Below are 11,704 nucleotides of genomic sequence, written 5' to 3'. Positions count from 1 at the left end.
TTACGGACGCGCCAGCGCGGTAATGGTGCCGACGTTGGCGGTCTCGCCCAGCTTCCAGCAGGCATCGATCAGCTTGGCTACCTGCGCCGCGCCGAGCACCGGGTCGGCCAGCGCGTGGAACTTGGCGTCCAGGTTGGCATCGGTCATCGGGCGTTGCAGCGAGCCGATGGCGTGCTCCACGGTCACCGCGATCTCGCGGCCGTTCTTGAGCACGGCCTTGACGATGGAAGCGGCCTCGTCGACGTTCGCGTCGGCCGTCGCCACCACCTTGCGGCGCAGCGCCACCACGTCCTCACGGGTGACGATGTGGTCCGAGAACTCCTCCTCGGCGGCGCGACCGAAGATCAGGCCCGCCGCGCAGCCGTGGTAGACGCTGAACTTGGCGAGCAGGCCATCGGTCGGCTCCTTCTTGCCGGTCAGCTCCAGCACCAGCGGGTGCACGCGCAGTTCGATGCGCTCCACGTCCTCGGCCTTCACGCCCTGCTCGCGCAGCTGCACGCAGGCGTCGATGCTCGGGTGGATCACGATGCCGCAGGCAAACGGCTTGTAGGTATTGAACGAGATCTCGAAGCGGCTGCCCAGCTCGTCGGTAATCTCGTTCCAGTCGGTCTTGGCCGAGATCACCTGCATGAAGCCGCGCGGTGCCTCCAGCGCCTTCGCGCTCGACGTGTAGCCGTGCCGCGCCATCAACGCCGACATCAGCCCGGCGCGCGCCGCGCCGCCCGGGTGGAACGGCTTGGTCATGGTGCCGAACTGCTCGCGCAGGCCCACCGGCTGGGAAGCGGCGATGCCCAGCGCCATCGTCGTACGGTCCTCGTCCAGCCCAAGCAGGCGCGAGCAGGCTGCCGCCGCGCCCAGCATGCCGGTGGAGCCGGTGATGTGCCAGCCACGGTCGTAGTGGTCCGGGTACATGGCGTTGCCCACGCGGCAGGCCACGTCGATGCCCAGCACCACGGCATCGGTCACGGCACGGCCGCTGGCGCCAGTGTGCTCGGCCAGCGCCAGCACGGCGGATGCCACCGGGCCGGCCGGGTGGATGATGGTCTTCAGGTGCGTATCGTCGAAATCGAACGTATGCGAGGTAATGCCATTCACCAGCGCGGCGCTGGCCATGTCCACCTTGTCGCGGCGGCCCAGCACGGTGGCTTGCGGCGCCGGCTGCAGTTCCGCCACGGCGGCCAGCGCGGCCACGGCGGACTCATGCCCGGCGGCGCCCACGGCGCAGCCCAGCCAGTTCATGAAGGTGCGATGGGCTTCGTGGTCCACCTCGCGGCTCCAGCCTTGCGACGGATGCGTGGCCACGAATTTTCCGAGGATGCGCGTGACCGGCGGGGCGTTGTGGTCGGCGGCGACATGGGTATTGCGTGCCATGGGATAGGGGTCCTTGTTCAGTGAATCGAAAAATGGGGGCTGGCTTGCAGGCAGCCGAGCCGGTCAGGTATCGAGATGGATGCCGCGGTCCTTGGCGAGCTTGCTCCAGCGGTTCACCTCGTCGGCGATATAGCGGCGGAACTGGTCGGGCGTCATCGGCGTGGGCTGCAGCGCCTCGGAGGACAGCTTGTCAGCCAGGTCCGGGCTCTTGAGCACCGTGTTGAGCGAACTGTTGAGCTTGGCGACGATATCGGCGGGCATGCCGGCCGGGCCGACCACGCCGTACCACTGCTGGGCGTCGAAGCCCTTGAGCCCGGCTTCCTCCAGCGTCGGCACGTCCTTGAGCAGCGGGTGGCGCGCGTGGCCGGTCACGGCCAGCGGCCTCACGCGGCCCGAGCGGATATGCGGCAGCGCGGCGGAAAGCCCCGGGAACATCGCCTGCGTCTGGCCGCCAATCAGGTCGTTGAACGCCGGGGCAATGCCCCGGTACGCCGCGTGGGTCATCTTCACGTTGACCTGCTGGGCGAACAACTCCATCGACAGATGCGTCAGCGACCCCGGCCCGGACGAGCCGTACGCCACCGCGCCGGACTTCTTCGCATAGGCGATGAACTCGGCCAACGTGGACGCCGGCACGCCGGCGCTCACCACCAGCACATTGGGCGTGCCGCCGATCATGCCAATGGCGGTGAAGTCCTTGAGCGGGTCGTAGGGCACCTTGCGGGTGGCGGGATTGGTGCCGTGCGTGGCGACGTAGCCCTGCATCAGGCTGTAGCCGTCCGGGGCGGCCTTGGCGGTCATCTGGCAGGCAATCACCCCGCCGCCGCCGGCCTGGTTCTCGACCACGATGGACTGGCCGAGCACGCGGCCCCAGCGGTCCGCCACGGTGCGGCCGATCAGGTCCGAGCCGCCGCCGGCCGATACCGGCACCACGTAGCGCAGCGGCTTGTTGGGAAACGGGTCTTGCGCCTCGGCAAAGCCGGGCATGGCGAGCAGCATCGCGCCAGCCTTGAGCAGGCTGCGGCGGGTGGCATTCATGTCTCCTCCACTTGCATGACACCGCGGGAAGCGTCCCGGGTGCCTTTTTTTCGGGATGGGGCCGATGGCCGGCTGGGCCGGCGGGGCCCTGGCTTTGGCTGAACGCATCATGGACGCCCGCCGCGCGTCTGTGAATTGCAAATTTCCTCTCGATTGATGCATAGTGTGCATCAATGGGGAGTCGTCATGGTGCACCCTGAGTTGACACGGACCGGCGGCCTGCGAATACTCCACATCGCCAGCCCGCGCCCCGATCATGTCCATGCTCATGGGTGGCAGGGTTAGAGACGTCATTCACCGCTGTCACACATCCAAGCAAGGACGACCATGAAAAGACTCCGCACGCTCCTCTGTGCCGCCGTGGTGGCGGGACTCGCCGGTTGCGCATCGACCCTCTCCGGCACGGGCGCCGACGCGCCCAAGCCCACCGCGCCGGGGCAGATCACCGCCGGCAAGACAGAAGTGCTCTGGCTCGGCCAGGCCGCCATGCGCATCACCACGCCGGGCGGCAAGGTCATCATGATCGACCCCTGGCTGACCGGAAATCCCAAGACGCCGGCCAACTTCAAGCAGCTGGGCGCGCTCGGCAAGATCGACCTGATCCTGGTCACCCACGCCCACGGCGACCACCTCGGCGACGCCGCGGCGCTGTCGCAGCTCAACAACGCGCCGATCTGGAACGGCGGCGGCATGGGCCAGACCCTGGTCGCGCTGGGCATGGTGCCGGCGGCGATGTCGCAGCGCTTCAACAAGAGCGGCACGGTGGCACCGTTCGGGCCGCAGGGGCCGAAAATCACCGCCGTCCGCGCCGAGCACTCGTCCGAACTGGTCTGGAAGAACCCGGCCACGAACAAGGATGAAGTGCACTACGGCGGTGAACCGGTCGGGTACATCATCGAGATGGAGAACGGCTTCAAGGTCTGGCACATGGGCGATACCGGCCTGTACGGCGACATGCGCATGATCGGCGAGATGATCAAGCCGGACCTCGTGCTGATTCCGATTGGCGGGCACTTCACGATGGGGCCGAAAGAGGCCGCCGTGGCCGTGCGCGACATGATCAAGCCCAGGTACGCCATCCCGATGCACTACCTGACCACGCCGCAGCTGGCCGGCACGCCGGCTCAGTTCACGGCCGCGCTGGGGGCCACCGGCACGCAGGTGATCGTGCCGGAGCCGGGCCAGAAGGTGGACTTCTGATGAACCGGACGCGACGCCTGATCGGCACCGCCGGCGCCGCAGCCATCGCGCTGGCGCTGTCCGGCTGTGCCACGCCGGGCGGACCGGCAGCCGCCGGCAACCCGGACGCACGCGCCGCCGCCACGGAACTCGGCGGCACTGGCAAGCTACGCGCCGCCATCAACCTCGGCAACCCGATCCTGGCGGGCCGGGCGGCCAACGGCGAGCTTCAGGGCGTGTCCGTCGACCTGGCCCGCGAGGCCGCGCGCCGGCTGAACCTGCCGCTGGAACTGGTGGCGTTCCAGTCGGCAGGCAGCGTGGTGGAGGCGGTGAAGGGGCGGCAGGTCGATCTGGCCTTCGTCGCCATCGACCCGGTGCGCGCGGCGGACATGGAATACACCGCGCCCTACGTGATCATCGAAGGCGCCTACCTCGTGCGCAACGACGCCGCGCTGCAGCGCAACGAGGACGTGGACCGCCCCGGCACGCGCATCGTGGTGGGTCGGGGCAGCGCCTACGACCTGTTCCTCACGCGCGAGATCAAGGCGGCCACGCTGGTGCGCGCGCCGACCTCCCCCGCCGTGACGGACATGTTCCTGGCCGAGCGGCTCGACGTGGCGGCCGGCGTAAAGCAGCAGCTGGAAGCCGACGCACGGCGCGTGGGCGGCGTGCGGCTGCTGCCGGGCCGCTTCATGGTCATCGAGCAGGCCATGGGCGTGCCCAAGGGCCGCACCGCCGCGCGGGCGTGGCTGAGCAGCTATATCGAGGAGATGAAGGCCAGCGGCTTCGTGGCGGCGGCGCTGCAACGGCACCGCATCGAAGGGGCGGGCGTGGCGCCGCCCCGGCAGCCCTGACGCTATCGCCAGTTGCTATCGGCCTTAATCGATTCCCCACATAATTCCCCGACTTCCGCCACCGCCCTTTTCCCTCTCCATGAGCCAGCCCGACCAGCCCGATCACCCCGAACACCCGCTCCAGGCCGCCTTCCTGCGGCACGAACAATCGCTGGCGCCGGCCGGGCGCATGGTCGGCGAGGACGACAGCGCCGTGTACCGCACGCTGCTGGAGTCCACCAAGGCCATTCCGTGGAAGATCGACTGGGCGACCATGGCATTCGCCTATATCGGCCCGCAGATCGAGGCGCTGCTCGGCTGGGCGCCGTCGTCCTGGAAGACCGTCAACGACTGGGCCGACCGCATGCACCCGGACGACCGCGAGGCCGTGGTGAACTTCTGCGTGGCGCAGTCGCAGGCGGGCACCGACCACGAGGCCGACTACCGGGCGCTCACGCGCGACGGCGGCTATGTCTGGCTGCGGGATGTGGTCCACGTGGTGCGCAAGCCCAGCGGCGAGGTGGAGTCGCTGATCGGCTTCATGTTCGACATCAGCGAACGCAAGCGCACCGAGGAACAGCTCGCCCAGTTGCAGAAGGAGCTGGAGCGGCTCTCGTTCACGGACGGGCTGACCGGCGTGGGCAACCGCCGCATGTTCGACACCGTGGTCGAACGCGAATGGGCCGCCCTGCAGGACGCCGGCAAGCCGCTGTCGCTGATCCTGATGGATGTGGATTTCTTCAAGGCCTACAACGACTACTACGGCCACCTGCAGGGCGATGACTGCCTGCGCAAGGTGGCGGCGCTGCTGGCCGATGCGGTGGGCGCCGAGCACTTCGTGGGCCGCTTTGGCGGCGAGGAGTTCGTGGCCGTGCTGCCGGGCACCGACGCGGACACAGCCGTGACGATTGCCGAGCGCTGCCGCACGATGATCGCCGACGCGGCCATCCCCCACCTGCGCTCCCCCTACGAACAGCGCGTAACGGCCAGCTTCGGCGTGGGCACCACGCTGCCGGTGCCGGGCGCGGAGCCCACTGCCTTCATCAACCTCGTGGACGCGCAGTTGTATCACGCGAAGGACAATGGCCGGAACCGCATCGCCGCCGTGGATCGGGCCGGCATGCAGGGCGAAGGCTTCCGGACGCACTCGCGCTGAACCTACCCCCAACGGGTGTTGGCGCACGGCCATCGGCACGCGCCGCACCTGTTGGCTGGCACCCGCCAGCCAGGCGCCCGATAGCGCGGTTTTGCGCCAGCCACGGCACATTCGGGCGAGATTTTCGATTGGCACGGCCCCTGCGTAGGAAGGGAGGAACGCGCGATTGCGTTCCTTGCCCTTCCTACCCTGTCCCAATCGGAGTTCGACCCATGTACTACCGCTTTCTTCCCTTCCTCATCGGCGTCGCCATCGCCACCGCCCTTGCCGCCCAGCTTGCCCAGGCCGCCAGCCCGCGTGACAGCCTGTTCGCCGGCGACAAATACGGCTACAACTTCCGCGTCGATTCGCGCGATGTCTACAGCGACGGCGCCCGTGGCCGCTTCGACGTCTACACCGACGGCGCCCGCGACGTGACACCGCCCTCGCGCGACCAGGACAGCTCGCGTTTCCTGTCGGGCATGGACCGGCGTGGGGTGTCCGCCGAGCCGTCACGCCAGTTCGACGTCTACACGGATGGCGCGCTGGCTTGACTGCCGGTTTTCTCCCCCGGCCGCTCCCCTCTCCCGCAAGCGGGAGAGGGGAGCAGCCCGCCGGGTCGCGTGATAGTGTGCCGTCCATGACCCATTTCCTGGCGGAACTGGATGGACGCACTGATTACCGCCGCCGCGCGGGCGCTGGCGGCGGGTGACCCGCTCGGCGCGCTGAACCGCGTGGCCCTGCGCGAGGACGCGCCGGCGCTGGCGTTGCGCGGCATCGCCATGGCCCAGCTTGGCGATCTCGCGCGTGCCCGGCTGCTGGTGCGCCGCGCCGCCCGCGCCTTCGGCCAGAAGGAGGCCGTGGCCCGGGCGCGCTGCGTGGTGGCCGAAGCCGAGATCGCGCTGGTTTCCCGCGATCTCGGCTGGCCAGCCAAATCGCTCGGCGCCGCGCAGGCCACGCTGGCGGCGCACGGCGACCTCGCCAATGCCGCCCACGCCCGGCAACTCGAAATCCGCCATCTGCTGCTGATTGGCCGGCTCGATGCCGCCGAGGCCGCGCTCGCCACGCTCGACCCCACCCCCTTCCCACCCGCCTCGCGCGCCGCGCACGAACTGATCGTGGCCGGCATCGCCCTGCGCCGGCTGCGCACCCAGACCGCGCGCGAGGCCCTCGCCCGGGCCAGTCAGGCGGCGCGCCAGGCCGCCATTCCCGGGCTCTCGGCCGAGGTCGAGCAGGCCGTCCGGCTGCTCGACGCCCCCGCCGCGCGGCAGATCACGCCGGACGGCGACTGGCCGCTGCGGCTCGACGAGGTGGAGGCGCTGCTAGCCTCCAAGGCGCTGGTGATCGATGGCTGCCGTCATGTCGTGCAGGCCGACGGCACGGCCATCTCGCTGGCGCGGCGGCCGGTGCTGCTGACGCTGGCGCGGGCGCTCGGCGAAGCCTGGCCGGCCGATGTGCCCCGGGACGCCCTGATCGCCCGGGCCTTCCGTACCCGCCATATCGACGGCTCCCACCGCGCGCGGCTGCGCGTGGAAATCGGCCGGCTGCGCGCGATGCTGGGCGCGCTGGCGCGGGTAGAGGCCACCCCGGACGGCTTCGCGCTGGTGCCACTGGAGCCACCGCCCGCCCGGCAGGTGGTGGTGCTGGCGCGGCCGGTCGAGGAAAAGCACGGTGCCGTGCTGGCCTTGCTGGGCGATGGCGAGTCGTGGTCCAGTTCCGCCCTCGCCCTGGCGCTGGGCGCCAGCCAGCGCACCGCCCAGCGCGCGCTGGACGCGCTGGCCGCCGACGGCAAGGTTGAGGCGTTCGGCCGGGGCCGCGCCCGGCGCTGGCTGAGCACCCCCGTGCCCGGATTCACGACGACCTTGTTACTCCCCACCCCGCTGCCGAATCACTAGGATGAAGGCATGTTTCAACCAACGAGGGAATCCACCCATGAAACGACAGCCCGCTGAAATCCTCCGTGAATACGGCCCCTTCCCCGGCGTCGAGGCCGTCCACGGCGTCACCTACGACGGCAAGCGCGTCTGGTTCGCCTCGGGCGACGCGCTCCACGTGCTCGACCCGGCCACTGGCCAGACGCTGCGCACCCTCGACGTGACCGCCAATGCCGGCACCGCCTTCGACGGCAAGCACCTGTACCAGATCGCCGAGCGCCAGATCCAGAAAATCGACCCGCAGACCGGGGAGGTTGTCGCCACCATCCCCGCCCCGGGCGACGGCAACGACTCGGGCATGGCCTGGGCCGAAGGCACGCTGTGGGTGGGCCAGTGGCAGGCGCGCAAGATCCACCAGATCGACCCGGAGACCGGCAAGGTCCTGCGCACCATCGAGTCCAACCGCTTTGTCACGGGCGTGACGTGGGTGGACGGCGAGCTGTGGCATGGCACCTGGGAAAGCGAGGAAAGCGAGCTGCGGCGCGTCGATCCGGCCTCGGGCGAGGTGCTGGAGCGGCTGGATATGCCGGCCGGCGTGGGCGTGTCCGGGCTGGAGTCCGATGGCGCCGACCAGTTCTTCTGCGGCGGCGGCACGAGCGGCAAGCTGCGCGCCGTGCGCCGGCCACGGAAGGGCTGACAAACGGGGCTGAAAGCCCGCGGCGCACAAAGCGCCATTTTCGTTGCGATGTCAATCCCCCCACCGGCGCCCACCCCCGGGCGCCGCGCGCCTGTTGTAGCGGCGCCGACGCCGCGCATTCCTTGCCCCGCGCGGCGTTCAGCCTGATGCCGGCTCGTATTAGAATCGCCGGTGTCGATCCGTTCGGCATGCAACAGAACCAGTGGTCATGTTCCGGGTGCGGGAAGGCCCCGGACTGGTTCCGATCTGCCTGCCAGAACACGCGTTACCCATCGAGACCCACTCAACAGTTATCAGGCCAGCGTCCAAGGGGATTCCGGGCTGAGGAAGACATGACCTCGTTTGCATATGATGTTGCCCTGGCGCCGGAGCCCGCGGAAAGCGGGACTGCCGGCGACCGCCCTGCCGGGCGCGAGGCCTGGGCGCTGCTGGAAGCTTCCGGCGCGCTGGCCATGCGGGTCGATGTCCAGGGTCGCATCCTCCAGGCCACCGAAGCCACGGCTGACCTGCTCGTATACCCCCACGAATACCTGCTGCGCACGTCGGTGCTCGACGTCATCGCCCCGGAATCGCGCGATAGCGTGGCCGCCCTGCTCCAGGCCTGCGCGCGCGACCGCGCCGCCCGCCGCGAGCGCGTGCGCTTTGCCGGCGGCATCGGCGGCGGCTGGCTGGACCTGCGCATCGCGCACCAGCCCGGCGAGGGCAACACCCCGGCGAGCCTGCTGCTGTTCGGCCATGACGTCACGGACTGGGTCGAGAACGAGCGCCAGCTCAACGCCCGCGCCTTCCTGGACCCGCTGACCGGCGTCGGCAACCGGGCCTTCATCCGTCGGCGCATCGAGCAGTACATGGCCGGCGCCGCCAGCGCGCGCGTGCCGTTCGCCGTGGCGCTGATGGACCTGGACGGCTTCAAGAACATCAACGATTCGCTCGGCCACGAGTTCGGCGACGCGCTGCTCAAGGAAGTCGGCGCCCGCCTGCAGGACACCGTGCGCTCCCAGCAGAGCGTGGCGCGCCTGGGTGGCGATGAATTCGTGCTGATGCTCGATGGCCTGGAGTCCGAGGCCGAGGCCATCCGCATTCTCGAGCGCGTGATCCACGTCTGCCGCCAGCCCTTCCTGCTGGGCGGCTGCCATGTGCGGATCACCACCAGCATCGGGCTGGCCTTCTCGTCGGCCGCGTCCGGCAACGTCCAGCCGGAGTCGGAGTCGCACTGGCTGCGCCGCGCCGACCTGGCCATGTACGAGGCCAAGGCGCTGGGCAAGAACCGCTATTGCGTCTACTCGCCCGAGCTGGACCGCCGGCTGGACGAGCAGTTCCGCATCGAGCAGAGCATGTTCGAGGCGGTGCAGAACGGCGAATTCCTGCTCCACTACCAGCCCATCGTCTGGCCCGCCACGGGCGAGGTCTGCGCCGTGGAGGCGCTGATGCGCTGGGACCACGCGGGCGAGTTCATCCGCCCCGACGTCTTCATTCCCGTGGCCGAGAAGAACGGCCTGATCAAGCATCTGGGCGCCTGGGCGCTGCGCTGCGCCTGCGCCCAGTTGGCCGCGTGGGATGCCCAGGGGCTCCAGGTCGGCCATATGTCGGTCAACGTCTCCGCCGTGCAGTTCCTGCACCCGGGGTTCTTCGAGAGCGTGCGCAACGCCATCCAGGACGCCGGCATCAGCGCCGACCGCCTGGTGCTGGAGATCACCGAAAGCGCGCTGATGACCGACCCCAAGGCCGCCGAGGACCTGCTGATGTCCCTGCGCGCGCTGGGCCTGCGCTTTGCCGTGGATGACTTCGGCACCGGCTATTCCAGCCTCTCCTACCTGCGCCGCTTCCCGCTGTCCGCGCTCAAGGTGGACCGCAGCTTCGTCGCGGACATGGTCGATTCCCCGCATGCGCGCACCATCGTCTCGGCGGTGCTGTCGCTGGCGCGCGAGCTGGGTCTGGTCGCCATCGCCGAGGGCGTGGAAACCGACGCGCAGGGCGAGCTGCTGGCCGCCCAGGGCTGCAACCTCGTGCAAGGCTGGCGCTACGCGCGCGCGCTGAGCCCGCTCGACTTCGAGCAGGCCCTCGCGGACGGCCGCCTGATGCTGGGCCGCGACGAAGTGTTCTCGCGGCAGGTGGCTGGATGACCATGCTGCCCAAGGAACAATTCTTCGAGTCGCTGTGGACCCGCATGGCGCAGCAGGGGGACTTCCCGACCCTGCAGTACTGTGTCGACAACATCTTCCAGACGCTCAACGGCGATCTCACCGTGGGCGAGATGGCCACCAGCGTGCTGTCCGACTTCAGCCTGTCGCAGAAGGTGATCCGGCTGGCCAACTCGGCGATGTACCGCTCGTTCGGCGGCGAGGTCACCACGGTGTCCCGCGCCATCCTGGTGCTCGGCGTGGAGGCCATCAGCCACCTGACGCTGGGCATCCAGCTGCTCGACTACTTCCACGGCGTGGCGTCGCAGCGCCCGCAAGCCACCAAGGGGCTCCAGCGCGCGCTGGTGGCGGGCGAGATCACCCGGGCGCTGTCGCATGCGCGCGGCATCAACGAGGGCGAGGAAGCGGTCGTCTGCACGTTGATGCACCACATGAGCCGGCTGCTGGTGGTGTTCTACTTCCCGGACGAGTGGGAGCGCGTGGAGGCGATGTGCGCCACGCACCCGATGACCGAGAACGAGGCCTGCCAGGAGGTGCTGGGCGTCTCGATGGAGGAGATCGCCGAGGCCGCCGCGCGCAAGTGGCGCCTGCCGGGGATCATCGCCCATGCCATGAAGCCGCGCCTGATGTCGCCGGACACGGTGCTGGAAACCCATGCCGACTGGCTGGCCGCCATCGCCCATGTCTCGGCCCAGGCCGCCGCTGCCATGGTGCGCGACGGCACGCAAGAGTCGGTGCAGGACCTGCTCACCGCCCACGCCAAGATGCTGGGCCTGACCACCGGCGACGTGGCGATTGCCGTGCGCCAGGCCGATTCGCTCAATACCTCGATCACCCGCGCCGAGGCCCCGGCCGAGGCGGCGGCGCCCGCCGGCGCCAGCAGCGATCCGGAAGACATGCTGCGGCGGCTGCGCCAGGGGCTGGACGAGGTGCGGCGCGAGGGCGCCGGGCTGTCGGTGTCCCAGCTGGCGCCGATGGTGCTGGAAACCACGATGCGCGCGATGAACTTCTCGCGCTGCTTCCTGATGATGCTGAACCCGGCCACCAAGCGCTTCCACGCGCGGCTGGGCTTTGGCGAGGGCATGCGTGACAAGCTGACGGCCCTGTCCTTCGAGGAAGGCTTCGTGCCCGACGTGTTCCACTTCGCCGGGCTGGCCGACAAGCCGCTGCTGATCGAGGATGCGTTCGACCCGAGCATCGCCCACCGGATTCCGCGCTGGTACCGCGACGCCATGCCGGACGCGAAGTCGATCCTGCTGGCGCCGGTGCGCATGCGCAACCGCTGCATCGCGCTGATCTATGGCGACTGGGGCGCCACGCGCTGCGCCTGGGAACTCGGCGAGCCCGAACTCAATGCCGTGGACGAGTTGATGCGCGAGATCGCCGCCGGCGTGCTGCGCGCCGCGCCGCAGCGCGCGGAGCCCTAACCAGCCTGA

At 69.6% G+C, this 11,704-nt stretch carries 10 protein-coding genes; 8 read left to right on the top strand and 2 right to left on the bottom strand.

The features are described from left to right. Complete coding sequence (locus tag AB4Z27_RS12745) at positions 1-1,371, bottom strand: MmgE/PrpD family protein (RefSeq protein WP_092293700.1); 1,371 nt, start codon at positions 1,369-1,371, stop codon at positions 1-3. 63 nt (positions 1,372-1,434) lie between these two features. Further along, on the bottom strand, positions 1,435-2,409 hold the full coding sequence (locus AB4Z27_RS12740; RefSeq protein ID WP_092293702.1) for a Bug family tripartite tricarboxylate transporter substrate binding protein: 975 nt from the start codon (positions 2,407-2,409) through the stop codon (positions 1,435-1,437). A 327-nt stretch (positions 2,410-2,736) separates the two neighbouring features. Here AB4Z27_RS12740 and AB4Z27_RS12735 point away from each other — a divergent pair, with 327 nt between their 5' ends. The 8 genes from AB4Z27_RS12735 (at position 2,737) to AB4Z27_RS12700 (ending at position 11,695) form a co-directional block, all read left to right on the top strand. Continuing rightward, on the top strand, positions 2,737-3,609 hold the full coding sequence (locus tag AB4Z27_RS12735) for a metal-dependent hydrolase (protein WP_441644565.1): 873 nt from the start codon (positions 2,737-2,739) through the stop codon (positions 3,607-3,609). Next, positions 3,609-4,442, top strand: a complete 834-nt coding sequence (locus AB4Z27_RS12730) for an ABC transporter substrate-binding protein (protein ID WP_092293706.1) — start codon at positions 3,609-3,611, stop codon at positions 4,440-4,442. Before AB4Z27_RS12735 ends, AB4Z27_RS12730 begins: the two co-directional genes overlap by 1 nt. A gap of 79 nt (positions 4,443-4,521) precedes the next feature. Beyond that, complete coding sequence (locus tag AB4Z27_RS12725) at positions 4,522-5,577, top strand: GGDEF domain-containing protein (RefSeq protein ID WP_092293707.1); 1,056 nt, start codon at positions 4,522-4,524, stop codon at positions 5,575-5,577. Positions 5,578-5,789: 212 nt separating this feature from the next. Beyond that, positions 5,790-6,110: a hypothetical protein gene (locus tag AB4Z27_RS12720; protein WP_092293709.1), complete on the top strand. Its 321-nt coding sequence runs from the start codon at positions 5,790-5,792 to the stop codon at positions 6,108-6,110. A gap of 111 nt (positions 6,111-6,221) precedes the next feature. After that, the gene (locus AB4Z27_RS12715; RefSeq protein ID WP_092293711.1) at positions 6,222-7,451 is read left to right on the top strand and encodes a helix-turn-helix domain-containing protein; all 1,230 of its coding nucleotides are present in this window, start codon (positions 6,222-6,224) and stop codon (positions 7,449-7,451) included. Between the two features lie 37 nt (positions 7,452-7,488). Next, the gene (locus AB4Z27_RS12710; RefSeq protein WP_092293713.1) at positions 7,489-8,127 is read left to right on the top strand and encodes a Vgb family protein; all 639 of its coding nucleotides are present in this window, start codon (positions 7,489-7,491) and stop codon (positions 8,125-8,127) included. A gap of 332 nt (positions 8,128-8,459) precedes the next feature. Further along, positions 8,460-10,250: a putative bifunctional diguanylate cyclase/phosphodiesterase gene (locus AB4Z27_RS12705; protein WP_092293715.1), complete on the top strand. Its 1,791-nt coding sequence runs from the start codon at positions 8,460-8,462 to the stop codon at positions 10,248-10,250. After that, on the top strand, positions 10,247-11,695 hold the full coding sequence (locus AB4Z27_RS12700; RefSeq protein WP_255370779.1) for an HDOD domain-containing protein: 1,449 nt from the start codon (positions 10,247-10,249) through the stop codon (positions 11,693-11,695). Before AB4Z27_RS12705 ends, AB4Z27_RS12700 begins: the two co-directional genes overlap by 4 nt. Positions 11,696-11,704 lie beyond the last annotated feature (9 nt).

Origin of the sequence: Cupriavidus sp. KB_39 (genome assembly GCF_052114485.1) — a bacterium.
In the GTDB taxonomy this organism is placed as follows: Bacteria; Pseudomonadota; Gammaproteobacteria; order Burkholderiales; family Burkholderiaceae; genus Cupriavidus.
This window is presented reverse-complemented; position numbering and strand designations above follow the sequence as displayed.